The sequence below is a fragment of the Sphingomonas sp. SP5 genome (genome assembly GCF_058313455.1).
In genome coordinates, this window is sequence record NZ_JBZFLF010000004.1 from 128,259 (window position 1) to 152,801 (window position 24,543).

Sequence of the window (24,543 nt, forward strand, 5' to 3'; positions counted from 1 at the left end):
GCCTGTTCAACGAGCGCACGTATGCGCAATGCCTGTCATGCTGCAATCCGCGCTTCCCATGTCGCTGCTCGCCCTCGCCGCGCCCGCCGTCGCGGTGGCCGGCGATTCGTTTGGCCAGCTGGACGGCGTCGAGCTGGCGCAGATGACCATCCACGAACGAATCGTCATCCGCGTGCCGCGCATGGCGCCGGCCCGCGCCGCGGCGAGGACGCCGATCGTCCCCGCCACGGTCCGCTTCAAGGAGAAGAAGGGGCCGAAATGCGTCGCCGTTGCCGACATGGGTGGCGCGCTTGTCGCCCAGCAGGGGGCGATCGACCTGATCCTCACCGGCGGCAAGCGGCTGCGCGCACGGCTGGACGACGATTGCGGACCGATGGATTTCTACAACGGTTTCTACCTGCGGCCCGCGGCGGACGGCAAGGTCTGCTCAGGACGCGACGTGATCCGCATGCGATCCGGCGCGAGCTGCCAGATCACCCGTTTTCGGACGCTGGTCGCAGCGCGCTGAGCGCGGCTTTTCAAACGTCTTCGCGCCTTTTCTTGACTTTCGCGAGGGAATCCGCAAGCGCCAGAACGCCGTCGCCGCGTGCGGCCGCATTGATCCGGACCCTTGCATGAGCCTTTTGGCATGAGCTTCGCCGACCTCGGCCTCTCCGACGAACTGCTGACGGCGGTCACCGACGCCGGCTATACGGAGCCGACGCCGATCCAGGCCTCCGCCATCCCCAGCGTGCTGATGATGCGCGACCTGATCGGCATCGCCCAGACGGGCACGGGCAAGACCGCCGCGTTCGTGCTGCCGATGATCGACATCCTAGCCCATGGCCGCAGCCGCGCGCGCATGCCGCGCAGCCTGATCCTGGAGCCGACGCGCGAACTCGCCGCACAGGTCGCGGAGAATTTCGAGAAATACGGCGCCGGCCACAAGCTCTCGATGGCGCTGCTGATCGGCGGCGTGTCGATGGGCGACCAGATCAAGGCGCTGGAAAAGGGCGTCGACGTGCTGATCGCCACGCCCGGCCGGCTGATGGACCTGTTCGGCCGCGGCAACATCCTGCTCACCGGCTGTTCGATGCTGGTGATCGACGAGGCCGACCGGATGCTCGACATGGGGTTCATCCCCGATATCGAGGAAATCTGCACCAAGCTGCCCAAGCAGCGGCAGACGTTGCTGTTCTCGGCGACGATGCCGGCGCCGATCAAGCGGCTCGCCGACAAGTTCCTGGAAAACCCCAAGACGATCGAGGTCGCGCGGCCCGCATCGACCAACATCAACATCAAGCAATGGCTGGTCCCCGTCGCCGGCACCGCGTTCAAGAAGCGCGAGGCGCTGCGCCGGCTGCTGCGCGGCGACGACGTGCGCACCGCGATCATCTTCTGCAATCGCAAGACGACGGTGCGCGAGCTCAACAAGAGCCTGAAGAAGCACGGCTTCCAATCGGGCGAGATCCATGGCGATATGGAACAGCCGCAGCGGCTCGCCGAGCTCGACCTGTTCAAGTCGGGCAAGATCAATATCCTGGTGGCGAGCGACGTCGCCGCGCGCGGGCTGGACATCAAGGGCGTCAGCCACGTCTTCAACTTCGATGCGCCCTGGCACCCCGACGATTATGTCCATCGCATCGGCCGCACCGGCCGCGGCGGCGCAACCGGCGTCGCCTATACGCTGATCACCGCCGAGGATGCCGAGAACATCCAGAATATCGAGAAGCTGACCGGTCAGACGATCGACCGGCTGGACCTGGGCGATGCGCCGGAGGCGGAAGCCCCCACCGCCGTCGCCGAGGAACCACGCCGCGCGCGTCGCGAGCGCAGCCGCAGCGACCGTCCGCGCCGCGAGCGCGAACCCGAGCGGGAGGCCACGGCCGACCAGCCGCGCAGCGAGGCACGCGGTCGGCCGCATGCCGCCGCCGAGCGCAACGACGATCGCCGCCGCCCCCGCCACGCCCCGCGCGACCAGCAGGACGGGCCGGACGAAGGCTGGAACGGCCCGATCCCCGACTTCCTGTCGGTGTCGTTCGGCCTGCGCGAGCCGGCCGACGCCTGACCGGCGACGCGTCGATGATCGAACGGGTGCCGCCCCAGCCTGCGAGCCTGGCCTCGCCCTGCGTCAACGTCTGCACGCTCGACGCGGCGACCGGCTGGTGCCAGGGCTGCGGCCGCACGATCCGCGAAATCTCCAACTGGAGCGCCAAGCCCGCCGACGAACGCCGCGCCATCCTCGCCGCGCTGCCGCCGCGCATGGCGATGCTGCGGGAGCGGTTGGCGGGCTGAAGCACGATGCTTCCGGGTTGATCCACGCGCGCCGTTTGCCCTGAGCTTCGAAGGGCTTGAGTCGCACCGTGTTTCGACAAGCTTAGCACAACAGCGCCCGACGGCATTACGCGCCGCCAAGGCTCCTGGGCGGCCGCAATCCCCAGTTCCCGTCTGGCCGCTTACCCTTCCTGCGCCGGGATCAGCGCATCGTCGATCGCACTTGCCCGTGCATAAGCCGGGCGGTCGGCGAGGCGGGCGATATAGGCCATGACTGAGTCGCTCTTCGGCAGCAGGCCGAACTGGGTGTACCACATCGCCGACGAGCCGACATACACGTCGGCGGCGGTGAAGCGGTCGCCGGCGATATAGGGGTGACGCGCCACCGCCTCGGCAAAGACGCCTGCGACGAGATCGAAATGGCCGTAGCCCGCCATCTGCTGCTGCCGCGCATTGGGTTCGACGCCCATCGACTTGTTGACAATCGCCGCCTCCAGCGGCCCCGCCGCGAAGAACAGCCAGCGATAGTAATCGGCGCGCTCGTCCGCCGTGGGAGCAAGGCCGGCGTCGGGGAACGCGTCGGCCAGATAGGCGCAGATCGCCGCACCTTCGGTCACCACATGCCCGTCGTGGCGGATCGCCGGCACCTTCATCATCGGGTTGATCGCGCGATAGGCGTCGCCCTTCATGCTGGTGCCGTAATCGAGCACCACCGTGTCGTAGGGCGCGCCGACTTCCTCCAGCATCCAGCGGGCGATGCGGCCGCGCGACATGGGGTTGGTGTAGAAGGTCAGGTCCGCCACGGCATGTCTCCCTCGATTCGCTACGAACAAAGGTGGAACATGACGGCGGCGGCGGGTCAAGGCCCGTGCCGGATCAGAGCGTCCGCTTGAACAGGTCGAGCATCCGCCCCCATGCGCGTTCGGCCTGCGGCGGGTTGTAGACCTTGCTGTCGATCACGCACCAGCCGTGCATCGCTCCCTCGTACACCTCGATCTCGGCGGAGCGCTTGGCGGCGGTGAAGGCGTCGCGCAGCGCCGTCTTGTCGCCGGGGCTGCGCGCATCGTCGTTGGCGGCGATGGCGATGAAATAGCCGCCGCGCAGCTGCGGCACGAGGCGGTGCGGACTGTCCGGCTGGTCGGTCACCAGACCGGCGCCGTGGAAGGACGCACCGGCATGGACCCGCGCCGGCACGGCCGCTGCGGTGCGCAGCACCATCGGTCCGCCCATGCAATAGCCGGCGCTGCCCATCGGCCGCTTGGCGTCGACCTCTTTCTGCGCGTCCAGGAAGGCGGCGAACGCCTTGCCGTCCCTCACCGTCGCGGCCGGCGTCAGCGCCGCGCGCCAGGGCATGATCCGCTCACGCACCGCCGGCTGGTCGAACGATTCGCCCGGCTGGACGATCGGCGATGGGGCGGAGCGGTAGAATTGATTGACCACCAGCACCGCATAGCCGCTCGCCGCCAGCCGATCGGCCATGGTGCGGAACGCGGGGCGCAGGCTCATGATGTCAGGCCACATCAGCACCGCAGGGTGCCGGCCATCCGCGGGCGCGGTGAAATAGGCGTCGCAGCGGCCATCCGGCGTCACGATGGCCACATCGCGGCCCTGCACCGGCTTGGCGTCGGCGGCGACGGGCAGCATCATGCCGACACCGACGGCGCCAGCGGCAGCGCCGAACTGGCGGCGCGAGAGATGCGCGGCCGTGTCCTCAGCGGTCAGTTCGTCGCACATCGCCTAGTCTCCCAAAGCTGTGTCAGGAGGTTAGCCGAGCGAAACGCCGACCGCCAGAGGGGGCGGGATCAGCGCTTGAACGGATCCTGGAACAGCGCCGCCGCGGCCGCGGCCGGGTCCTGCTCGCCCGCGTCCACGTCGCGGCTCGCCGCCTCGCGCTCGGCACGCAGCGACGCGATCAGCGCCTCGCGATCGCCCTCCAGCCGGCTGTCGGTGGCGACCGCCTCGTTGCCGCTGCCCTTCGATGCCTTGGCCACCGCCGCGTCGAGTTCGCGCTGGGTGGTAAGGCCCAGGGTCACCGGATCCTTGGGCGTGATGTTGCCGATGTTCCAGTGGCTGCGATCGCGGATCGCGGCGATCGTGGTGCGGGTGGTGCCGATCAGGTTGCTGATCGCGCCGTCGCTGATCTCCGGGTGGTTGCGGATGATCCAGGCGATGCCGTCGGGCTTGTCCTGGCGCTTGCTGACCGGCGTGTAGCGCGGCCCCTTGGTGCGGCGGACCTGCTCGGGGCCCTTGATCATCTGCAGGCGATAGGCGGGGTTCGCCTGGCCCTTGTCGATCTCGTCCTGGGTCAGTTCGTGCGCGCGCACGGGGTCGCGCCCGGTCAGCTTGGTCGCGGCGGTATCGTCGGCGATCGCCTGCACCTCCAGGATGTGGAGGCCGCAGAAATCGGCGATCTGGTCGAACGAGAGCGAGGTATTGTCGACCATCCACGAAGCGGTCGCATGAGGCATCAGGGGCTGGGCCACGGGGGAACTCCGTCCGAAATAAATAGGGCCGCCCCTTACCGGAGCGGCCGTGTCATAGCCTACGATGTACCGTGCGTGTTGCCGAAGGGCAACCCGCACGGCATTTTCCATGGGTCACGTTGACGCAACTGTCACAAATCCTGACTATGGCCGCCGTTCGATCCCCCTAAGCCGTTCACGCTTGGGCGGTTTCGCATGAAAAGGGAGATTTTCGATGACCAAGTTCAAGGGCGCGCTCGCCGCCCTGTCCGGCGCCGCGCTGCTCGTCGCGCCGATCGCTGCCCAGGCGGCGCCGACCGCCGCGCCGGCCGCCAATCCGGCCGCGTCGCTGTCGGTCGCACGTGCCGCCGCGCCGAGCGCGGGCAAGAACAACCTCGGCGCGTCGGTGCCGGGTACCACGCTGATCAGCATCGGCATCCTCGCCGCCCTGGTCGTGGGCGTGCTGGTTGCCACCGGTGGTGACGATTCGGACAGCAACTGATCGTCGTCGCTCCGGCGTCAGGGGAAGGGCCTCGTCACCCAAAGTGACGGGGCCCTTTTCCGTTGGGGTCACACCGTCAGCACGATCTTGCCGACATGGTCCCCCTCCTCCATCCGCGCATGCGCCGCCGCCGCCTGGCCAAGCGGGAAGGTGCGGTCGATCACCGGGCGCAGCCGCCCCGCCTCGACATGCGGCCAGACGGTGCGCGCGATCTCGTCGGCGACCAGCGTCTTGAACGCGGTGTCGCGCGGGCGCAGCGTCGATCCGGTCAGCGTCAGCCGGCGGCGCATCACCTCGAACACCGGGATCGTCGCGGTCGCGCCGCCCTGCACCGCGATCGAGACGTGGCGGCCGTCGTCCGCCAGGCACTGGAGGTTGCGCGCGACATAGTCGCCGCCGACCATGTCGATCACCGCCGTGACGCCCTTGCCGCCGGTGATCGCCTTTACCCGTTCGACGAAGTCCTCGCTGCGATAGTTGATCGCATGCGTCGCGCCGAGTTCCAGCGCACGGGCACATTTCGCATCGGAGCCCGCCGTGACGATGATCGTCAGCCCGAACAGGCCGGCAAGCGCGATCGCCATCGTGCCGATGCCGCTGGTGCCGCCATGCACCAGCACGCTGTCCCCCTCCGTCGCGAAGGCGCGTTCGAACAGGTTGGTCCAGACGGTGAAGAGCGTTTCGGGGATCGCCGCCGCCTCGACCATCTCCAGCCCCTCCGGCACCGGCAGGCACTGGCCGGCGGGCGCGACCGCATATTCCGCATAGCCGCCGCCGGCGAGCAGGGCGCAGACCGGCTGGCCGAGCATGGTATCCTCGACGCCTTCGCCCAGACCGACCACCGTGCCGGCGATCTCCAGCCCGGGGATCGAGGGCGCACCCGGCGGCGGCGGATAGCCGCCCTTGCGCTGGAGCACGTCCGGCCGGTTGACGCCCGCCGCGGCGACGCGGATCAGCACGTCGCCGGGCCCGGGCTGCGGCACCGGCCGCTCGACCAGGCGCAGCACCTCTGGCCCGCCCGGCGCCTCCGGGTCGATCGCCTGCATGACAGTCGGCACTTCGCTCATCCGCAATGCTTCCCCGTTCGTCGCCCGCCCCGCGCGCCTTATTGACATCGCCGGGGCAAGGGTCAACGTTGCACCGCAATGGATGCGGACGACACCCCCTCGCGCGGCCATGACGCTCTGGCCGAGCTGCTGCGGCAGGACCTCGATCCGCTGTCGGTCGCCGAGCTGGAGGCGCGAATCGCCGCGCTGGAGGGCGAGATCGCCCGCACCCGCGCACGGATCGAACGCTCGGTTAACCACCGCGCAAGCGCCGACGCGCTATTCAGGCGATGATCCGCCACCGTATCGGAGGGGCGACACGCCCGATGCCTCCGATGCGCGGCGCGGTGCTTGATGCGGGCGGCCCGGATACCGACATAATCGGCAAGGGCGGCGCATCGCGACCCGGCCCGACTGGAGTAATCTGAATGCCATCCTTCGCACCCGCGCTCGAGACCACGCTGCACAAGGCGCTCGAGGCCGCGTCCTCGCGTCGGCACGAATATGCGACGCTCGAACATCTGCTGCTCGCGCTGATCGGCGACGAACACGCCTCCAAGGTGATGGAGGCGTGCCATGTCGACCTCGGCGAACTCAAGACCACCGTCGCGCATTATCTCGATACCGAACTCGACGCGCTGAAGGTCGCCGCCGCCACCGATCCCTCGCCGACCAGCGGCTTCCAGCGGGTGGTGCAGCGGGCGATCCTGCACGTCCAGTCGTCGGGCCGCGACGAGGTGACCGGTGCGAACGTGCTCGTCGCCTTGTTCAGCGAGCGCGAAAGCTATGCCGTCTATTTCCTGCAGCAGCAGGACATGAGCCGCCTCGATGCGGTCAGCTTCATCAGCCATGGCGTCGGCAAGGGCAGCGCGGCCGCCGAAGCCGCGACGCCCAAAGGCGCCGAGGAAGAGAAGCCGGCAAAGGGACAGGAGAAGGGCAAGACGGAAAGCGCACTCAAGCAGTTCACCGTCGACCTCAACGAAAAGGCGAAGATCGGCAAGGTCGATCCGCTGATCGGCCGCGGGCCGGAGGTGGATCGCACCATCCAGATCCTCTGCCGCCGCAGCAAGAACAACCCGCTGTACGTGGGCGATCCCGGCGTCGGCAAGACGGCGATCGCGGAAGGCTTGGCGCGCAAGATCGTCGAGGGCGAGGTGCCCGACGTGCTCAAGGAGGCGGTGATCTACAGCCTCGACATGGGCGCGCTGCTGGCCGGCACCCGCTATCGCGGCGATTTCGAGGAGCGGCTGAAGGCGGTCGTCAACGAACTCGAGAAGCTGCCGCATGCGGTGCTGTTCATCGACGAGATCCACACGGTGATCGGCGCCGGCGCGACCAGCGGCGGCGCGATGGACGCGTCCAACCTGCTGAAGCCCGCGCTGTCGGGCGGCACGATCCGCTGCATCGGCTCGACCACCTACAAGGAATTCCGCAACCACTTCGAAAAGGATCGCGCGCTGCTGCGCCGGTTCCAGAAGATCGACGTCAACGAGCCGACGATCGAGGATACGATCAAGATCCTCGCCGGCCTGCGTTCGGCCTTCGAAGAGCATCACAGCGTCAAATATACGCCGGATGCGATCAAGTCGGCGGTGGAACTCAGCGCGCGCTACATCAACGACCGCAAGCTGCCCGACAAGGCGATCGACGTGATCGACGAAGTCGGCGCGATGCAGATGCTGGTGCCGCAGAACAAGCGCAAGAAGACGATCACGGCCAAGGAGATCGAGGCGGTGATCGCCACCATGGCGCGCATTCCGCCGAAGTCGGTATCGACCGACGACAAGGCGGCGCTCGAAAGCTTGGAAACCGATCTGAAGCGCGTCGTCTTCGGCCAGAATGCCGCGATCGAGAAGCTCGCATCCGCGATCAAGCTGGCGCGCGCCGGCCTGCGCGAACCCGAAAAGCCGATCGGCAATTATCTGTTCACCGGCCCGACCGGCGTCGGCAAGACGGAGGTCGCCAAGCAGCTGTCGTCGATCCTGGGCATCCCGCTCCAGCGTTTCGACATGTCCGAATATATGGAGCGCCATTCGGTCAGCCGGCTGATCGGTGCGCCGCCGGGCTATGTCGGCTTCGACCAGGGCGGCCTGCTGACCGACGCGGTCGACCAGAACCCGCATTGCGTGCTGCTCCTGGACGAGATCGAGAAGGCGCATCCCGACCTGTTCAACATCCTGTTGCAGGTGATGGACAACGGCCGCCTGACCGACCAGCACGGTAAGACGGTCGATTTCCGCAACGTGATCCTCATCATGACCACCAATGCGGGCGCGTCCGACATGGCGCGCGAGACGGTCGGCTTCGGCAACCTCACCCGCGAGGGCGAGGACGAGCAGGCGGTGCAGCGGATGTTCTCGCCGGAATTCCGCAACCGGTTGGATGCGATCGTGCCGTTCGGCTATCTGCCGACGGAGGTGGTCGCCCGCGTCGTCGACAAGTTCATCCTCCAGCTCGAATTGCAGCTCGCCGACCGCAACGTCCACATCAACCTGGACGATGCCGCCAAGGCGTGGCTGACCGAGAAGGGCTATGACAAGCTGTACGGCGCGCGTCCGATGGGCCGCCTGATCCAGGAGAAGATCAAGCAGCCGCTCGCCGAGGAACTGCTGTTCGGCAAGCTGGTCCATGGCGGCGAGGTGACGGTGAAGATGAAGGACGGCGCGCTGTCGTTCGCGATCGAACCCGCCGCACCCAAGAAGCCGCGGAAGAAGGGCAAGGCGGAACCCGCCGGCGCGGAATAAATCCATAACGGACGGAAAATGGTGCCTTTAGGTCCGTTTCCGTGTTAGCTCGGGTGCGTGACGACACCCGAGCTTCCCCTTCAAAGCAGCGATGATGACGACGGTGACGCCTTGGCGGCGCTCGCCGATGTGCGTGCCGGCCGGCTGGTCGACAGCGACCAGGTCGCAAGGCGCCTCGGCGGATGGCCGTTGGCGATGCTGGACAGCACGGCGGCACCCGGCGCCGCTGCGTTCCGCGCAGCCCGTGATGGCGTCACCCCGGTCACATGGACCGAAAGTGCCGTCGCCGAATGCGAGCGTATCCGTGCGATCCTCGCTGGGATGAACGACGAGGCGGGACAGCGCTTCGCAGCGGTGCTGCTCGCCACGCTCATCCGCCTGATCGTCGATGGTCACTACGGTCCGCCCGGCATCGCGACGATCCCGGTCTTTCCGACGCTGTCGCTGCGCCTTCTCGCCCGGGACGGGCGGCTGATCGTGCTCGATCTGCATCCGACGGCGGCGATTACCTGAATATCCGCCGCCCGCCGTCGGTTCGGCGGCGTACGCGCTCCGGGCTCAAGCCATGGCGCGGGACGGTCGCCTGGAAAGCCGGCGCGACGCTCCGACCCGCATGGCAACGATATATCCATTATTGACCATCATGGTGCCGGCCCGGTAACGCATCGCGTTGGGAGAGCGGCGAATGTTCGGGAAACGGTGGACGGCGGCGGCGATGGCCATCGCGCTGACGGGATGCGGCGGGGGTGAGGCGCCGGTCAGTGCTCCCGCGCCGACTCCGTCGCCCGCGGCTCAGCCGTCGCCTTCGCCCGCCCCGACGTCGAGCGCCGCCTATCCTACGTCCAACGCGCAATGCGTGGCAGGCAGCTGGGCGGTCGTCGCGCCCGATCCCAACGACGGCGTCAACCGCGACATGCCGGTCCGCTATCAGACGGCGCATTTCACGTTCCGCTGGTACGACGGCGTGGCCGACGAGGCAGCGGCCAAGGCGGCCGGTGACCATCTGGAGATGGTCTGGGGCCAGTTCATCACCACGCTCGGCATGCTGCAACCCTCCTGCACGCTGACCGCGAAGCGCAAGGTCAACGTGTTCGTCGGTGCCGGCTACGGCCTGTCGGGCGGCATCGATGGCGCCGGCAATCCCGGCATGTGGCTGGGGCCGGGCGGGCTGCGCGATCATTGGGGGCTGGCGCATGAATTCGGCCATGCGCTGCAGGGCGGCACCGGCGGATTGCAGGATTCGCCGTTCACCGGCTGGCTGTGGGAGGATCATGCCAATTGGATGACCCACCAGCTGCCCGAATTCCGTGGCGACACGCATTGCTCGGTCTTCCAGGTCAACTACCCGCATCTGTATTACGGCACCACGCGGATGCGCTACTGCAGCTGGCAGTTCCTCGAATATATCAAGGACCTGTACGGGTATCAGGCGGTCGCCGACATCTGGAACAAGGCGCCGCGCCATGGCGACGCCGGCCAGCGCACCGCCGATCCGCTCGAAGTATTGATGACGAATCAGGGCTGGACGCTGGCCCGGCTGAACGACGCGTTCGGCGACTGGGCGATGCGCAACGCCAATTGGGACTATACCAATCCCGACGGCAGCGATCAGGGCATCGTCTATCGCCGCAACTATGGCGGCTACGAGCCGCAGGCGAACGACCGCCTGTTGCGCTCGACCATCCTCGATCCCATCGATCTCGCCGCCCGCCGCTTCGCGGTGCCCGCGGAATGGGCGCCGCAACGCTGGGGCTACAACATCGTCCGCCTGCACCGCGATGCCGGCGCCACGAGCGTGACCGTGGATTTCCGCGGCGTGGTGCAACAGGCGCCGGCGACGACGACGCTGCCGGGCTTGGACAACGAGCCGGCGGCGGTCGACCAGCCTTCCTCCGACTGGCGCTGGGGGATGGTCGCGGTCGGCAGCGACGGCCGCAGCCGCTACACGCCGCTGCAACGCGGCGCGGACGGCCGCGCGACGCTGGCGGTGCGCAGCGGCGATACCGGTCTGTACCTGATCGTGATGGGCACGCCGACCAGCTTCCACCACATCCGCTGGGATCAGCCCTATTACTCGCTCTATCGCTATCCCTGGATGGCGCAGTTCACCGGCGCGTTGCCCGAGGGGTATCAGCCGAACGCGCCGACGCTGGTCGCCAACGGGCACCGGCATGCCAACGGCGGCGGCTGGGTCGCCGCCGATGCCAGCGTCGATGCGAGTGCATACGTCGGCCCCTATGCCCGCGTGCTGGCCGGCAGCGTGCGCGGCAATGCCCGGATCGAGGATCATGCCGTCGTCTATGGCGGCACGGTGCAGGACCGCGCGCGTGCGTCCGGCCTGTCGGTGATCCGCGGCAACACGCTGCTGCGCGACGATGCACGTACCGCGACCACCTTCCTGGGGATCGGCGAATACGAGCAGGGCATCGTCCTGTCCGGCACCGCCCGCTTGATCGGCGATGTCGAGGAACGCGGTGTCTCCGCGGCGAAGGGCGTGTTCTACGGCATCGTCCTGGGCGACACGGTCACCAACCCGCGGGCCGGCGCCGACCTGACCGCGCCGGTGCCGGAGGTGACGGCGGCGCCGGACTATCGCTGGCGGCCGTAGCGCCGCCGGCGTCAGCCCCGGGCGGCCGGGAACCGCGGCGCACCGGCCAGCGCCGCCACGGCGACCCGCGTCGGCGTCGTCAGCCGGTCGGGCAACGCATCGAGGGCGAACCAGACGGGACCTTCATGCTTGTCGGGCTCGACGTTGCGCGGGCTCCCGGTGAAGGAGCGGACCAGATAGACCGGCGCCACCCAATGCGTGCCCGCGCTCCGGTCGATCTGGTCGACGAAGCACAGCAGCTCGGCCGCACCGACGACGATGCCCAGTTCCTCCGCCACCTCGCGCCGCATCGCCGCTTCGGCGGTTTCGAACAGGTCGATCTTGCCGCCGGCAAGGCCCCAATGGCCCGCCTCCGGCTCACGCAGGCGGCGCAGCAGCAGGATGCGTTCGTCGGCGACGATCGCCGCGCCGCAGCCCGCCCGCGGTTCCGTCCCAGTCGCCGTCCCAGTCGCCATGATGCCCCCGCTCGCCCGGATGGCTGCGATAGCGTTTACCAAAGCTTTGGACAAACCGCGCTAAAACCAACGTCATGCCGAACGGGTCCATCGTCGGGCGCGGCCTTGCCGTCCTGCTGCTGCTGCTGCTGGCGAGCCTGTGCGCGACGCCGGCCGCCGCCGTCGGCACCCCGCTCGCCGTCTGCATCCTGCCCGCCGCCGCGGGGCAGGCCCCTGCCGCATTGTTCGCCGCCCCTGCCCGCTTCGATTGCACGCGCAAACAGACCGATTACGGCACCGGCGATTTCTGGGTGCTGTCGCAGCCGCTGCCCGGCGGCGTCGGCCAGGACACGCTGCTGCGCCAGGCGAGCCTGTGGCAGGATCGGGTCACGCTACACGTGCTTTACGCCGATGGCGCCATCCGCCGCACCGGCTTCGACAGCGTCACCGCCGGCCGTCACCTGCAACTGGGCGCGGTCGTGCAATTGCCGCTGCCACGCCACCATGCCCGCGCGGTGCGCCTGCTGTGGCGGGTGGAGGGCTCACTCAACCGCCGCGGCATCCTGATCGGCCCGACCATCGCCAGTCCCGCCGCCGCCGCACGTGCCGAGATCGAGATGGCGGCGCTCTATGCGGCTTTCACGGGCATGTGCCTTGCACTGCTGATCTACAATCTCGCGCTCTGGGCGGCGCTGCGCCAGGCGTTCCAGCCGGCCTATTGCCTGATGGTGCTGAGCCTGCTCGGCTATGCCTTCACCTCGTCGGGGCTGCTCGGGCAGCTGACGGGAATCGACAACAACGACCGCCAGCGGCTGAACTACGTGCTGCTCGCCTGGTCGGCGGCAGCGGCGGTGGTGTTCGCGCGCGCCTTCCTCGAACGGCGCGTGTTCGACGGCTGGCTGCGCCCATACAGCACGGCGGTAATCGCCTGCCTGCTCGTCGCGACGGGCAGCTATGCGCTGTTCGCCCCGCACTTCGCCGCGATCACCGATACGCTCAGCACCGCCGGCTATCTGCTGGTGCTGACGCTGCTCGGGCCGGTGCTGTTCCGCGCCTGGCGGCGGCGCAGCAACTTCCTGTGGGTATTCGCGCTCGCCTGGGGCGCGCCCGTCGCGATGGCGGGGGTACGCGTGCTCGCCGCGTTCAACCTTATCGGCTGGCAGCTGTGGATCGACAATTCCACCCTGCTGGCGATGGCGCTGGAGGCGGCGCTGTCGTCGCTCGGCGTCGCCTATCGTATCCGCCTGCTCAGCGTCGAGCGCGACGTGGCACGCGAACAGGAGATCGCCGCCCGCCTGCTCGCCGCAACCGATCCGCTGACCGGCCTGCTCAATCGCCGCGCCTTCCTGGACGATGCGATCGGCCGGGCGGGCGAGCATCAGCTGGTCCTGGTTGATATCGACCATTTCAAGAGCATCAACGAAACCATCGGCCATGACGGCGGCGACGAGGTGCTGCGCGTGATCGCCCGCGCGCTGCGGGCCTCCGCGGCACCCGATGCGCTGGTGGCGCGGGTCGGCGGCGAGGAATTCGCCATGCTCGCCCCGCGCGAGGCGCCGCTCGACGCGCGTGCCGTGCTCGACCGCTTGCGCATGGAGCGCATGCCCTTCGACCTCACCGTCACCGCCAGCATCGGCACCTGCGTCGGCCCGCTCGCGCGCGAAACGGACTGGAAGGCGATGTACCGCTGCGCCGACCGCGCGCTGTTCGAGGCCAAGGCCGCCGGTCGCGACCGCGTGCGCAACGGCGAGACACTCGCACACGCCGCCTGACCGGTTGACCGCCACTGGCGGGGCGAACCGGTATATGCTACTGGGTCGCCACGAAAGGGAGCGGCATGACGGACCGTCGGAAATGGGCAATCGCGGCGCTGACCGCCGTGGCCATCGTCGCCATGCGTCACCCGACGCCCAATATCCGCCTGCTTACCCATGACATCGGCGATCCGCGTCCGCACCGCGTCCAGGCGGCGGTCGACCTCGGCCTCGTCGGCGTGTCGGTGCTCTACACCTGGACTGCACGATAGGGAACGCACGATAGGGACTGTGCGATAGGCTCAGCCTCACCGTCAGCCGAACACCGTCTTCAGGTTCATGAATTCGTGCAGGCCATAAGGCCCCAGTTCGCGGCCGTGGCCTGACCGTTTGATCCCGCCGAACGGCGCCTCGGGGCTGGACGCGAGCATCGCGTTCACCGCGGTCATCCCTGCCTCGATATCCCGTTCGAACCGTTCGCGCTCGGCGGGGTCGTTGGTCCACACCGACGATCCCAGGCCGAACGGCACGTCGTTGGCGAGCGCGATCGCCGCGTCGATGTCCGCGGCCCGGAATACCATCGCCACCGGGCCGAACACTTCCTCCTGCGCCGCCGGATGATCGATCGGCACGTCGACCAGCACGCCGGCCGACATATAGGCGCCCTTCCCCGGCAGCGCCTCGCCGCCGAACAGCAGCCGCCCGCCGGCCTGCTGGATCGCCGCCAGCTGGTCGAGCGTCGTCTGCCGCTGCTCCTCGCTCGACAGCGGCCCCATGTCGGTGTCCGCCGCCATCGGATCGCCCGCCTTCACCGCGCGCATGGCCGTGCAGAACCGGTCGAGGAAGGCGTCGTAGACATCGGCATGGACGATCATCCGCTTGGCGCAGATGCACGATTGCCCGCTATTCTGGACGCGTGCCGTCACCGCCTGCTCCACCGCGCGGTCGAGGTCGGCGGAGGGCATGACGATGAACGGATCCGATCCGCCGAGCTCCAGCACCACCTTCTTGAGGTGGCGCCCGGCGGCCTCGGCGACCTTGATCCCCGCGCCTTCGCTGCCGGTCAGCGTCACCGCGACGATGCGCGGGTCGGCGATCAGCGCATCGACCTTGTCCGACCGGATGGCGAGGTTCTGGAACAGGCCCGCCGGCGCGCCGGCGGCGACGATCATCCGCTCGACCGCCGCACCGCAGCCCTGCGTCAGCGAGGCATGCTTGAGCATCCCGACATTGCCGGCGAGGATCGTCGGCGCCGCGAAGCGCACCACCTGCCAATAGGGGAAGTTCCACGGCATCACCGCCAGCACCGGCCCCATCGGCAGCCAGCGCGCGGTGGCCGGGCCGGCGGGCGTGTCGAAGGTGGCAGGGGCCAGCATCCCCGGGCCGTTCTGCGCATAGTGGCGGAACGCGGCGGCGCATTTCTCCACCTCGGCCAGCGCGGACTTCAGCGTCTTGCCCATTTCGCGCGTCGCGATCTCGGCCAGTTCGCGGGCGTTCGCCTCGAACTGTTCGGCGATCCGTTCGAGCAGCGCGGTGCGCTCGTCCAGCGTCGTCGTCCGCCACGTGCGATAGGTGGAGGCGGCGCGCGCCAGTCTTTCCTCTATCTCGGCGGCGGTGAGTTCGGGGATGCTGGCGCCGGGCCGGCCGGTCGCGGGATCGATACTGGTGAACATCGCGCCCGAACGCATGGGCGGGGCCGCGCGATCCGCGTTCTTGCGCCTCGGCAGCCCGTGCCGCATAGCGCGCACATGGATACGCCGATCGAGAGCCTGTCGTTCGAAGACGCACTCAAGGAACTGGAACGCATCGTCAGCCGGCTGGAAAGCGGCGAGGCGACGCTGGATGAATCGATCGGGCTCTACGAGCGCGGCGACCGGCTGCGCCAGCGCTGCGCCGAACGGCTCGATGCGGCGCAGGCGCGGATCGAGGCGATCCGCCTCGACGGCGAGGGCAAGGCCGCCGGCACCCGCCCCTTTGCCGCGGGCTGAGCCGGTGACGACGCCGCTCGAAGACGCCCTCGCCCGCATATCGGGCGATATCGACGCCCGCTTCGACCGGTTGCTCGCCGTTCCCGACGATCCGCGTGCCGACCTGTATCGGGCGATGCGCCATGCCGCGATCGGCGGCGGCAAGCGGCTGCGCCCGCTGCTCGTCTGCGCCACGGCCGACCTGTTCGGCGTTGCGCGCGATTGCTCGGGCGATGTCGCCATGGCGGTGGAGGCGATCCACGTCTATTCGCTGGTCCACGACGATCTGCCGGCGATGGACGACGATGACCTGCGCCGCGGCAAGCCCACCGTCCACAAGGCGTTCGACGAGGCGACCGCCATTCTGGCGGGCGATTGCCTGCATGCCCTCGCCTTCGAGATCCTGGCCGATCCCGCGACGCATCCCGACCCGTTCGTCCGCGCCGATCTCGTCCTCGAACTGGCGCGCGCCTCCGGCCCTTCGGGCATGGCGGGCGGGCAGATGATGGACCTCGTTGCCGAGCGTACGACGTTCGACCTCCCCACCGTCACCCGGCTCCAGCAGATGAAGACGGGCGCGCTGATCGGCGTGTCGGTGGAACTGGGCGCGATCCTCGGCCGCGTGCCGCCGGAGGGGCGGCTCGGCCTGCGCGGCTATGCGCACGACCTCGGCCTCGCCTTCCAGATCGCCGACGACCTGCTCGATGCCGAGGGGGACGAGGCGGTCGTCGGCAAGGCGCTGCGCAAGGACGGGGCGGCGGGCAAGGAAACGTTCCTGTCGCTGCTCGGGCTCGAGCGCGCGCGCGAACAATGCCGCATGCTGGTCGACCAGGCGGTGCAGCACCTGCACGGCTACGGGCCGGAGGCGGACGTGCTGCGCGCGGTCGCCCGCTACGTCGTCGAACGGGATCGATAAGGGGGCAGCGATGGCAGAGCGGATCGGCGTCTATCCCGGCACTTTCGACCCCATCACCCTCGGGCACATGGACATCATCCGCCGCGGCGCCAAACTGGTCGACCGGCTGGTGATCGGAGTCACGACCAATCCGTCGAAATCGCCGATGTTCAGCCTCGACGAACGGATGGCGATCGTCCGGCGCGAGGTGGCCGATATCGCCGGCGCGGTCGACGTCGTCGCCTTCGATTCGCTGCTGATGGACTTCGCCGAGCGCGAGGGCGCGCGGGTCATCATCCGCGGCCTGCGCGCCGTCGCCGATTTCGAATACGAATATCAGATGGCCGGCATGAACCAGCAGATCAATCCGCGGGTCGAAACCGTCTTCCTGATGGCCGACGTCGCGCTGCAACCGATCGCCAGCCGGCTGGTGAAGGAGATCGCGCTGTTCGGTGGCCCGATCGGCAAGTTCGTGACCCCGGCGGTATGCGAGGAAGTGGTCGCCCGCGTGGCGGTGCTGGGCCGCAAGGGAAGCTGAGCGTCCGCTTGCTGCCGGGTGGCCCACCCAACGTTCAGTTTGGTGCAATCGCGGATTTGCTCTAAGCCCGCGCGGCATCACCTTGTTTGGGAATCCCATGCGCCCGTTCGCCCGTCTGTTCGCGTTTCTCGTCTGCCTGACCGCCACGCCGGCGCTCGCCCAAACCGCCCCGGCGCCCGCACCTGCACCTGCCCCGGCCGAAGCGCCTGCCGCGCAGACCTCCCCCGCTCCCGCGCTCACCGAGGCGGCAGCACCTGCGCAGGCCGCACCGGCGGCGGCGACCGATCCCGCAGTGCGCGCCACGCCGCCGCTCATCACCGACAAGGAAAACCTCTGGCTGCTCGACCTGTCGGACGGCGGACGGGTGACGATCTGGCTGCGCCCCGATGTCGCGCCCAAGATGGTGGAGCGGATCAAGACGCTGACGCGCCAGCATTTCTACGACGGCCTGCTGTTCCACCGCGTCATCGACGGCTTCATGGCGCAGGGCGGCGATCCGAAGGGCGACGGCACCGGCGGCTCGACGCTGCCCAACGTGCCGGCCGAGTTCAACTATCTGCCGCACGTCCGCGGCGCCGTATCGGCCGCGCGTGCCGATGACGAGAACAGCGCCAACAGCCAGTTCTTCATCGTCTTCCAGCCGCGGCTGAACCTCGACAAGAAATACACCGTCTTCGGCCGCGTGCTGGACGGCATGCCCTATGTCGACGCGATCCAGCGTGGCGAGCCGCCCTCGGACCCGACGCGCATCCTCCACGCCTATATCGCCGCCGACAATCCGCCGCCCTACACGCCTGCCGCCGCGCCAGCGCCGGTGACGCTCGGCGCGCCGGTGACGCTGCCGGGTGCGGGCCCGGCGGGCAAGGCCGCGCCCAAGAAGGCGCCTGCCAAGAAGTGAAGGTCGATCTATTCGATTTCGTGCTGCCGCCGGAGCGTATCGCGCTTCGGCCGGCGGTACCGCGCGATTCGGCACGGCTGCTGGTGCTCGACGGCGCGGCGACGCGCGACCTGACGGTAGGCGACCTGCCCGGCCAATTGCGCGCGGGCGACTGCCTGGTCTTCAACGATACGCGCGTCATCCCGGCGCAGCTCGAAGGACGGCGCGGCGATGCCACGATCGGCGCCACCCTGCACAAGCGCGAAGGGCCGCGGCGCTGGCGCGCCTTCATCCGCAACGCCAAGCGGCTGCGCGACGGGGACCTGGTGGATTTCGGCGCCGGCGTCACCGCAACGGCGAGCGACCGTGCCGAGGATGGCAGCTTCGCGCTCGATTTCGCCGGCGACGAGTCGGTCGAGCTGCTGCTCGAACGCGCCGGCCGCATGCCGCTGCCGCCCTATATCGCCGCCAAGCGCCCGACCGATGCGCAGGATGCCGACGATTACCAGACGATGTTCGCCGCCGAACCGGGGGCGGTCGCCGCCCCCACCGCGGCATTGCATTTCACGCCCGATCTGGTCGCCGCCCTCGCCGCCGCGGGGATCGGCCACGAGACGCTGACGCTGCACGTCGGCGCCGGCACCTTCCTGCCGGTGAAGGCCGAGGATACCGCCGATCACCGCATGCACGCGGAATGGGGCCGCATCGATGCCGCCACCGCCGACCGGCTCAACGCGGTGCGCGCCCGTGGCGGCCGGGTGATCGCGGTCGGCACCACCTCGCTCCGCCTGATCGAAAGCGCTGCGCTCCCCGACGGCACGATCGCGCCGTTCGAGGGCGACACCGCCATCTTCATCACGCCCGGCTACGCCTTCCGCGGCATCGACGGCCTGCTCACCAATTTCCACCTCCCCAAATCCACCCTGTTCATGCTGGTATCGGCGCTGATGGGGCGGGAGCGGATGCAGGCGGCCTATGCCCATGCCATTGAGAATGGCTACCGTTTCTACTCCTACGGGGACGCCTCGCTGCTCTTGCCGTGACGGGTCGTCAGGCGGCCCGGCGCGGCCGTCGTCGTTCGCCGAGGTCACGTGCGAAACGGGCGATGGCGTCATCCAGCGGCAGCAGCGGTGCGCAACGCGTGCTGGCGAGCCCGGCATAACGCGGGCGCGGCGCGGCGAGCCCCAATGAGGCCGTCGGCACCGCCTCGATCGCGCAGGGATCATGGCCGAGCGCCACCGCGACGCGGGTGGCGAAATCCGACCAACTCACGGTGTCGGCGCCGGCGAGGTGACAGATGCCTTCCATCCCGTCGATCAGCAGGTCGAGCGCGGCATCGACTAGCGCCGGTACGAAGCTCGGGTTGATCATCTGGTCCGCCGCGGCGCGGAACGGGTGCCCTGCCGCCAGCGTATTCGCCACCGCCATCGCGAAATTGTGGGGATCGTCGGCGGAGAAGAAGGCGGCGGTGCGGATCACCAGCGCGCCAGGCAAAGCGGCGCAGCCTGCCTCCATCGCCGCCTTGCTGCGGCCGTATACATTGCATGGCGCGGGCAAATCGGCCTCCACGTGCGGCCGGGCTCCGTCGCCGTCGAAGACGAGGTCGCTCGAAAAGCCGAGGCTGGCGATCCCCGCGTCGGCGCAGGCACGGGCGAGCGCGATCGCACCCACGGCGTTGACGCGGTGGCACGCCGCCTCCTCCGCCTCCGCTTCGTCCACCCGCACCCAGCTGGCGGCATTGACCACGCCCCAAGGCCGCAGTGCGCCAAGCGTCGCGGCAATCGCCGCGGGCCGTTCGAGATCAATCGTCTCGCGCCCGACCAGGCGATGGACGATGCCGCGGCGCTGGCAGGCGCGGGCGAACGCCCGGCCCAAGGTGCCGGTGACGCCGCAGATCAGCAACGGCCGGTCCTTCCCCTCCCCGCGCAACCCGCCAGGCGATCGGGCCGGATGGGGCAGCGGCGGATAGGACAGCCGATCGGGTCGCCGCCACCATCCCGCCGCCCGGACCACCGGATGCCGCGCCGCCTCCACGGGCAGGCCCTGCCATAATCCGGCAAGCGCCGTGGCACGGGGCACGCCGGTGGCGACATCGAAGACGCCGGGCTCGTAAGCGCCGGGGCGGGTCAGCAGGGTATCCCAGCCGTGGCTGCCGAGCAGCGACCAGGCCGTCACCGCCCGCACCTCGACCCCCTCCGCGCGCAGGGCGATGCAGCTATCCCACGCCTCCGCCGCCCAGCGCAGCTGTTCCTCGCGGGTGCAGCCATTGTGCACCTCCGTCACCGCGAGCGGCGTCCCGTAGCGCTGCCACGCCTCGCGCAGTGCGCCGGCGAGGCCCGGCGGCGGCGGGTCGAGCACGCGCACCGCCTCCACATCGGCATAGGCGCGGCGCGTATTGCCGCCGTGGGTATGCGCGGGATAGCGCTGCAGCCGGTGATCGAGGAAGCGGTCGCTGGTGAGATAATGGTTCACGCCCACCACATCGGGCGGGCACGGATCGTCGGCGATGGCGCGCAGGCGGTCGCCGAGCCCGTAACCGGCAAGGCGCTGCCAGAGCGGATGGTGCGGCGTCACCCGGCCGAACAGCAGGTCCCAGCCTGCCCAGCGCCGCAGATTGTCGAACGCTGCCTGCTCGCCCAGCATCGTCGTCGCATAGGTGCGGCCGAGATCGTCGGTCTGGATCAGGCGCGCGGCGGGCTGCACGTGCCGGATCGCCCGCATCGCATGCCGGGTGCCGTCCACCTGGTTGAGCAGCGTGCGCCAGAACAGCCCCTCGTCGCGCGCATGCGGATACCAATGGCCGTACAGCGCCGCGAAGCGGGCGGTGGTCAGGGGTTCGTTGACCGGGGTCCAATCCTCGATCCACGGATAGCGCGCGGCGACCTGCGCGGCGTAATCGCCCAGGCCGCTCGCGAAGCCGTCGTCGAGCAGATGGGTGTGCGCCGGCCCGCTGCCGTGGTGGACCAGCCCGGCGATCGGCCGGATGCCCAGCGCGCGCAGTCGATCGAGCCGCGCATCGGTCCAAGCCCAGTCGGGCGTGACGCCGTCTGGCATCACCCGTTCCCACACTATCGGGTAGCGCAACGCCGCCAGTCCCATCTGCGCGAACAGGTCGAGGTCGGCGATCCGATCGTGGTGGCCGCTCAGCCGCACCTGATCGCCGAAGCCCGCGGCGGTCCGGTTGACCGTGCATTCCACGCCGCCCCACAGTTGCAGATCGTCCATCCGCGCCTCCCGCCCGGTCAACGGCCCCATCCCGGCAACGTTCCCGGGAAGTGACTAATTTACATTGTAAATCAATATCTTATGCGGAACTTGCCAAAGCGGCGGTGTGTTTCCCCTTGGTAAACAGCGATGAAGAGGGAGCATCCGTGACCGCCCAGCAGCCGACCGCCGCCCACCCGGATACGCCCGTCTACCATCATCGCGCGCGATCGACGCTGATCTGCTTTAGCCATCTGCGCTGGGCCTTTGTCTTCCAGCGTCCGCAGCATCTGATGACGCGCTTCGCCGCGAGCCAGGACGTGCTGTTCTGGGAAGAACCAGAATACCGTCCCGGCCCGCCCGCATTGCAGCACCGCACCTGCCCCGACAGCGGCGTGGTGGTCCTTACCCCGCAGCTCGATGCGGCCGCGCGGGAAGATGAGGACATCGTACTCGCCGCGCTGCTCGATGCCGAGCTGGCGGGCGTGAAGGGCGATGTGATCCGTTGGTACTACACGCCGATGATGCTGCCCTTTTCGGACCATGTGCCGGCCGCCTGCATCGTCTACGACTGCATGGACGAACTGGCCGCGTTCAAGGATGCGCCGCCCGAACTGCTGTCCCGCGAGGCGCGCCTGCTCGAACGCGCCGATCTGGTCTTCACCGGCGGCACCAGCCTGTACGAGGCGAAACGCAACCGCCATTCCAATGTCCACGCCTTTCCTTCCAGCATCGATGCCGCCCATTTCGGCCGCGCGCGTGGCATGCCCGCCGAGCCGGAGGATCAGGCCGCCTTGCCCCGCCCGCGGCTGGGCTTCGCCGGCGTGGTCGACGAGCGGATGGACCTCGACCTGCTCGCCGCGCTTGCCGATGCGCATCCCGACTGGTCGCTGGTCGTGATCGGCCCCGTGGTGAAGATCGCGACGAGCGACCTGCCGCGCCGCGCGAACATCCATTACCTCGGCGGCCGCCCCTATGCCGCGCTGCCCGACTATATGGCGGGTTGGGACGCCGCGCTGATGCCGTTCGCGATCAACGCGGCGACCCGCTTCATCAGCCCGACCAAGACGCCCGAATATCTCGCCGCCGGCCTGCCCGTCGTCTCGACGCCGATCGCCGATGTCGTACGCCATTACGGCGACCTTGCCGGCGTGACGATCGCCGACACGGCGAATGCGTTCGTCGCCGCCTGCGAGGCGGCGCTCGCCCTGCGTGCCGGCGATACCGGCTGGCGCGATGCGGCCGATGCGCAGCTGGCGCGCGGATCGTGGAGCAGTACCGCGCTCGAGATGACGGCGCTGATCGAGGCGGAGATCGCCGGCCGCCACCGCCACGAGCCCGTCGTATCCCCGGTCACTTGGCCGCCGCAGCGGGCGCATTATGACGTGATGGTGGTCGGCGCGGGCTTTGCCGGCGCGGTGATGGCCGAGCGCATCGTCGCCGATGGCGGCAAGCGCGTGCTGGTGGTCGACCGGCGCCCGCACGTCGCCGGCAACGCCTACGACCGGCACGATGCGGCAGGCATCCTGATCCACCAATACGGGCCGCACATCTTCCACACCAATTCGGGCGAGATCTTCGACTATCTGTCGCGTTTCACCGCGTGGCGGCCCTACGAGCATCGGGTGCTCGCCGATGTCGACGGCAAGCGCGTGCCGATGCCGATCAACCGCACCACGCTCAACCTGCTCTACGGCCTCGACCTGGCCAGCGATGCCGAGGTGGAGGCGTTTCTGGCGAGCCGCGCCGAGCCGGTCGATCCGATCCGCACCTCGGCGGACGTCGTCGTGTCCAAGGTCGGGCGCGAACTCTACGAAACCTTCTTCCGCGGCTATACGCGCAAGCAATGGGGCATGGACCCGTCGGACCTCGACAAATCGGTCACTGCGCGCGTGCCGACCCGGACCGGCACCGACGACCGCTATTTCACCGACAGCCATCAGGCGATGCCGGCGGACGGCTTCACCCGGATGTTCGAGGCGATGCTGGATCATCCCAACATCGACCTGCTGCTCGGCGTCGATTATGCCGAGGTGCGCGAGGCCTATCCACACGACCATCTCGTCTTCACCGGCCCGATCGACGAATATTTCGGCTATCGCTACGGTCGCCTGCCCTATCGCTCGCTGCGCTTCGAGCATCGTACGCTGGACGTCGCGCAGCACCAGCCGGTCGCCGTCGTCAATTATCCGGACGAGGCGGTGCCCTACACCCGCGTCACCGAATACAAGCATCTGACCGGCCAGGTCGCCGATCGGACCAGCGTGACCTACGAATATCCCAGCGCCACCGGCGATCCCTATTACCCGATCCCGCGCGACGAGAACCAGGCGCTCTACAAACGCTACGAGGCGCTGGCGCTGGCCGAGCCGCACGTCAGCTTCGTCGGGCGGCTCGCCACCTACCGCTATTACAACATGGACCAGGTCGTCGGGCAGGCGCTGGCCACCTGGCGGCGGCTGAAGGCGAGCTGGGCAGAGGCCGCGCCGTCCGAGGCGGTGATGGCGGCCAGCCCGCACGCGGCTTGAACCGGCGCGGCTGATTGCGCCCACTGGCGGTCGGGCGGCCATGCTGGCACACCGGTGCCATGCTGCTCGCCCTCCTCCTCCAGGCTGCCATCCCCGCGACTCCCGCCGTCCCCGGCCAGCCGCCGGCGACCTTCGTCGTCGAGCCGGTCGGCATGGCCATCGCCGGCTTCGACAGCGATGGCGATGCGCGCACCAGCCGCGCCGAGCTGGAGGCGGGCGTCCGGCGCAGCTTCGCCGGCGTCGATCCGGGCAAGACCGGCGCGGTCGGCTATATCGCCTTTGCCGACTGGGCGGAGCGCTGGCTGGGGGACCGCAACGCGCTGCCGAGCCCGTTCGAGGTGGATGCCGACGGCGACAATCGCATCACGCTCGCCGAACTCGAAGCGGCTTTCGCGCGCATCTTCGCCAGACTCGATGTGGATCGCGACGGCTTTGTCAGCCGCAAGGAACTGCTGACGATCCGTGCCACGGCCGGCCGCACGCTGGGGCCGCCGGGCAAGCGCAAGCGTTAGCCGCCGCCGATCCCCTCGATCACGATGCCCGTGCCGTCGCAGGTCGGGCAGCTGCCATCGTCGATCCGCCCGCTGCCGTTGCAGCGCGGGCAGACGTTCTCGCCGGTGCCGGGCGTGCCGGCGGGGGCCTGATCCCCCGGAACCATCGAAGGGCTCGCCATAGGCTGGGTCATCGTCTCATCTCCTTCGCGCGTCCAACGCTCGACACCGCCCCCAGGC

25 protein-coding genes are annotated in these 24,543 nt (G+C 69.0%); 17 read left to right on the forward strand and 8 right to left on the reverse strand.

Features of this window, described 5'->3' with window-relative positions; all coding sequences use genetic code 11:
- Nucleotides 1-58: 58 nt before the first annotated feature.
- From AC4GY7_RS11470 to AC4GY7_RS11480, 3 genes are all read left to right on the forward strand, one after another.
- Nucleotides 59-508: a hypothetical protein gene (locus AC4GY7_RS11470; protein ID WP_491114059.1), complete on the forward strand. Its 450-nt coding sequence runs from the start codon at nucleotides 59-61 to the stop codon at nucleotides 506-508.
- 120 nt (nucleotides 509-628) lie between these two features.
- Nucleotides 629-2,047, forward strand: coding sequence for a DEAD/DEAH box helicase (locus AC4GY7_RS11475; RefSeq protein ID WP_491114062.1), 1,419 nt, complete (start codon nucleotides 629-631; stop codon nucleotides 2,045-2,047).
- Between the two features lie 14 nt (nucleotides 2,048-2,061).
- Nucleotides 2,062-2,274: a DUF1289 domain-containing protein gene (locus AC4GY7_RS11480; RefSeq protein ID WP_491114065.1), complete on the forward strand. Its 213-nt coding sequence runs from the start codon at nucleotides 2,062-2,064 to the stop codon at nucleotides 2,272-2,274.
- Nucleotides 2,275-2,435: 161 nt separating this feature from the next.
- Here AC4GY7_RS11480 and AC4GY7_RS11485 read toward each other — a convergent pair whose 3' ends face one another.
- From AC4GY7_RS11485 to AC4GY7_RS11495, 3 genes are all read right to left on the reverse strand, one after another.
- Entirely contained in the window at nucleotides 2,436-3,056 is a 621-nt protein-coding gene (locus tag AC4GY7_RS11485; protein WP_491114068.1) for a glutathione S-transferase family protein, read from the reverse strand.
- Nucleotides 3,057-3,129: 73 nt separating this feature from the next.
- Nucleotides 3,130-3,987 (reverse strand): dienelactone hydrolase family protein, encoded by an 858-nt coding sequence (locus tag AC4GY7_RS11490; RefSeq protein WP_491114071.1) that lies wholly within the window; start codon nucleotides 3,985-3,987, stop codon nucleotides 3,130-3,132.
- Nucleotides 3,988-4,055: 68 nt separating this feature from the next.
- Nucleotides 4,056-4,736, reverse strand: coding sequence for a DUF1013 domain-containing protein (locus AC4GY7_RS11495; protein WP_443583343.1), 681 nt, complete (start codon nucleotides 4,734-4,736; stop codon nucleotides 4,056-4,058).
- Between the two features lie 214 nt (nucleotides 4,737-4,950).
- Here AC4GY7_RS11495 and AC4GY7_RS11500 point away from each other — a divergent pair, with 214 nt between their 5' ends.
- Nucleotides 4,951-5,217 carry a hypothetical protein gene (locus AC4GY7_RS11500; RefSeq protein ID WP_491114074.1) on the forward strand — a complete coding sequence of 89 codons (267 nt, stop codon included), beginning with the start codon at nucleotides 4,951-4,953 and terminating at the stop codon, nucleotides 5,215-5,217.
- A 68-nt stretch (nucleotides 5,218-5,285) separates the two neighbouring features.
- On the opposite strand, the gene AC4GY7_RS11505 is transcribed toward AC4GY7_RS11500, so the two are convergent.
- Entirely contained in the window at nucleotides 5,286-6,284 is a 999-nt protein-coding gene (locus tag AC4GY7_RS11505) for an NAD(P)H-quinone oxidoreductase (protein WP_491114077.1), read from the reverse strand.
- A gap of 78 nt (nucleotides 6,285-6,362) precedes the next feature.
- On the opposite strand from AC4GY7_RS11505, the gene AC4GY7_RS11510 reads away from it, so the two are divergent.
- From AC4GY7_RS11510 to AC4GY7_RS11525, 4 genes are all read left to right on the forward strand, one after another.
- Entirely contained in the window at nucleotides 6,363-6,557 is a 195-nt protein-coding gene (locus tag AC4GY7_RS11510) for a DUF1192 domain-containing protein (RefSeq protein ID WP_443583346.1), read from the forward strand.
- A gap of 134 nt (nucleotides 6,558-6,691) precedes the next feature.
- Nucleotides 6,692-9,007, forward strand: a complete 2,316-nt coding sequence (clpA, locus tag AC4GY7_RS11515) for an ATP-dependent Clp protease ATP-binding subunit ClpA (protein ID WP_491114079.1) — start codon at nucleotides 6,692-6,694, stop codon at nucleotides 9,005-9,007.
- 111 nt (nucleotides 9,008-9,118) lie between these two features.
- Nucleotides 9,119-9,520 carry a hypothetical protein gene (locus AC4GY7_RS11520; protein WP_491114082.1) on the forward strand — a complete coding sequence of 134 codons (402 nt, stop codon included), beginning with the start codon at nucleotides 9,119-9,121 and terminating at the stop codon, nucleotides 9,518-9,520.
- Nucleotides 9,521-9,722: 202 nt separating this feature from the next.
- A complete protein-coding gene (locus AC4GY7_RS11525; protein WP_491114085.1) occupies nucleotides 9,723-11,615 on the forward strand; it encodes an Svx/AvrXca family virulence/avirulence protein in 1,893 nt (630 codons plus the stop codon).
- A gap of 11 nt (nucleotides 11,616-11,626) precedes the next feature.
- On the opposite strand, the gene AC4GY7_RS11530 is transcribed toward AC4GY7_RS11525, so the two are convergent.
- Nucleotides 11,627-12,070, reverse strand: a complete 444-nt coding sequence (locus AC4GY7_RS11530; RefSeq protein ID WP_491114088.1) for an NUDIX domain-containing protein — start codon at nucleotides 12,068-12,070, stop codon at nucleotides 11,627-11,629.
- 74 nt (nucleotides 12,071-12,144) lie between these two features.
- On the opposite strand from AC4GY7_RS11530, the gene AC4GY7_RS11535 reads away from it, so the two are divergent.
- A complete protein-coding gene (locus tag AC4GY7_RS11535) occupies nucleotides 12,145-13,821 on the forward strand; it encodes a GGDEF domain-containing protein (protein WP_491114091.1) in 1,677 nt (558 codons plus the stop codon).
- A gap of 65 nt (nucleotides 13,822-13,886) precedes the next feature.
- Nucleotides 13,887-14,075, forward strand: coding sequence for a hypothetical protein (locus AC4GY7_RS11540; protein ID WP_443583352.1), 189 nt, complete (start codon nucleotides 13,887-13,889; stop codon nucleotides 14,073-14,075).
- A gap of 42 nt (nucleotides 14,076-14,117) precedes the next feature.
- On the opposite strand, the gene AC4GY7_RS11545 is transcribed toward AC4GY7_RS11540, so the two are convergent.
- The gene (locus AC4GY7_RS11545; protein ID WP_491114095.1) at nucleotides 14,118-15,476 is read right to left on the reverse strand and encodes an NAD-dependent succinate-semialdehyde dehydrogenase; all 1,359 of its coding nucleotides are present in this window, start codon (nucleotides 15,474-15,476) and stop codon (nucleotides 14,118-14,120) included.
- A gap of 75 nt (nucleotides 15,477-15,551) precedes the next feature.
- Here AC4GY7_RS11545 and AC4GY7_RS11550 point away from each other — a divergent pair, with 75 nt between their 5' ends.
- The 5 genes from AC4GY7_RS11550 (at nucleotide 15,552) to queA (ending at nucleotide 19,123) form a co-directional block, all read left to right on the forward strand.
- Nucleotides 15,552-15,791, forward strand: a complete 240-nt coding sequence (locus tag AC4GY7_RS11550; RefSeq protein WP_443583354.1) for an exodeoxyribonuclease VII small subunit — start codon at nucleotides 15,552-15,554, stop codon at nucleotides 15,789-15,791.
- A gap of 4 nt (nucleotides 15,792-15,795) precedes the next feature.
- A complete protein-coding gene (locus tag AC4GY7_RS11555) occupies nucleotides 15,796-16,686 on the forward strand; it encodes a polyprenyl synthetase family protein (protein WP_443583355.1) in 891 nt (296 codons plus the stop codon).
- 10 nt (nucleotides 16,687-16,696) lie between these two features.
- Entirely contained in the window at nucleotides 16,697-17,203 is a 507-nt protein-coding gene (coaD, locus tag AC4GY7_RS11560; RefSeq protein WP_443583356.1) for a pantetheine-phosphate adenylyltransferase, read from the forward strand.
- A gap of 97 nt (nucleotides 17,204-17,300) precedes the next feature.
- Nucleotides 17,301-18,101: a peptidylprolyl isomerase gene (locus AC4GY7_RS11565; RefSeq protein WP_491114100.1), complete on the forward strand. Its 801-nt coding sequence runs from the start codon at nucleotides 17,301-17,303 to the stop codon at nucleotides 18,099-18,101.
- Entirely contained in the window at nucleotides 18,098-19,123 is a 1,026-nt protein-coding gene (queA, locus tag AC4GY7_RS11570; RefSeq protein WP_491114103.1) for a tRNA preQ1(34) S-adenosylmethionine ribosyltransferase-isomerase QueA, read from the forward strand. The genes AC4GY7_RS11565 and queA overlap by 4 nt, the downstream gene beginning before the upstream one ends.
- 7 nt (nucleotides 19,124-19,130) lie before the next feature.
- Here queA and AC4GY7_RS11575 read toward each other — a convergent pair whose 3' ends face one another.
- Complete coding sequence (locus AC4GY7_RS11575; protein ID WP_491114106.1) at nucleotides 19,131-21,335, reverse strand: family 1 glycosylhydrolase; 2,205 nt, start codon at nucleotides 21,333-21,335, stop codon at nucleotides 19,131-19,133.
- 116 nt (nucleotides 21,336-21,451) lie between these two features.
- Here AC4GY7_RS11575 and glf point away from each other — a divergent pair, with 116 nt between their 5' ends.
- Nucleotides 21,452-23,812: a UDP-galactopyranose mutase gene (gene glf / locus AC4GY7_RS11580; RefSeq protein WP_491114109.1), complete on the forward strand. Its 2,361-nt coding sequence runs from the start codon at nucleotides 21,452-21,454 to the stop codon at nucleotides 23,810-23,812.
- 59 nt (nucleotides 23,813-23,871) lie between these two features.
- Nucleotides 23,872-24,324 carry an EF-hand domain-containing protein gene (locus AC4GY7_RS11585; RefSeq protein ID WP_491114112.1) on the forward strand — a complete coding sequence of 151 codons (453 nt, stop codon included), beginning with the start codon at nucleotides 23,872-23,874 and terminating at the stop codon, nucleotides 24,322-24,324.
- On the opposite strand, the gene AC4GY7_RS11590 is transcribed toward AC4GY7_RS11585, so the two are convergent.
- Nucleotides 24,321-24,497, reverse strand: a complete 177-nt coding sequence (locus AC4GY7_RS11590; protein WP_491114115.1) for a hypothetical protein — start codon at nucleotides 24,495-24,497, stop codon at nucleotides 24,321-24,323. The genes AC4GY7_RS11585 and AC4GY7_RS11590 overlap by 4 nt on opposite strands.
- Nucleotides 24,498-24,543 lie beyond the last annotated feature (46 nt).